Origin of the sequence: Acinetobacter sp. ATCC 27244, assembly GCF_000156555.1 — a bacterium.
Classification (GTDB): domain Bacteria; phylum Pseudomonadota; class Gammaproteobacteria; order Pseudomonadales; family Moraxellaceae; genus Acinetobacter; species Acinetobacter haemolyticus.
In genome coordinates, this window is record NZ_GG665955.1 from 58,506 (window position 1) to 59,328 (window position 823).

An 823-nucleotide genomic window follows, 5' to 3' on the forward strand; every position below is an offset into this window, starting at 1 on the left:
CTCCACGTACTGCAACCACGAGACTATAGGGATTTTCTGCTTGATTATGGATTTGCTGTAAATAATCCGCAGATGTTGTCAACGTGCCAGTTGCTGTTCCGCCAAAACGGGAAGTACGCAATACTGAGTTTTCAGGCATTTTTAAATGACGCGTATTCGCTAGATTAATATAAACATTCCCACTATCGAAATAAGCACGTTGATTTGAGTTAATGACTAACGGGCTGAGATCTCCGAACTCAAAGCCAAAGGTATTGCTACCCGCTCCTCCAATTTCTAAAGTTGTGGCTTTACTATCATCACCTGCTAGCATCGCATCACCTTTTTGAGTAAATTCCCCTCTTAAGCGTAATGCCAAACCTGTCGAACCGATCACTGTTCCATCAGTACCATTTGCTGTTGTATTTGCATCACTTGCAAAACCCAGTACGTTATTTGGTGTATGCGTGTTGGTTTGATTATTATCAATAGGTGCCGCTAAACCTTGAGCACTTGTACCTCGTAACTGTAAGGCACCATTCACAATACGTCCACTCATCCCTACACGTATTAAGCCCTTACTATTATCGAGATTGTAGACTGGTAGGTTTGGATCAATGGTCACATTAGCTTTTGTCATTAACTCAATATTAAGACCAGCACTTGTTCCAGCATAAGTTCCTGTTTCAGCACCAAGCTGATTTGGATCCGTCACGCGAGCAAAATCAACATAGCCATATGTTGTATTGGGACTGGTTAATTTACTTGCTGAAGCAGAACCTAAATTGGTTTGTAAAATCAACCCTTTCGTCGCATCGACGTACATCGCGCCTTTGCCTAGAAA

General features: G+C 42.0%; 1 pseudogene. It reads right to left on the bottom strand.

The features are described 5' to 3' along the window. Positions 1 to 823 (bottom strand): annotated as a pseudogene (locus tag HMPREF0023_RS08515) (hypothetical protein); the annotation flags it as partial.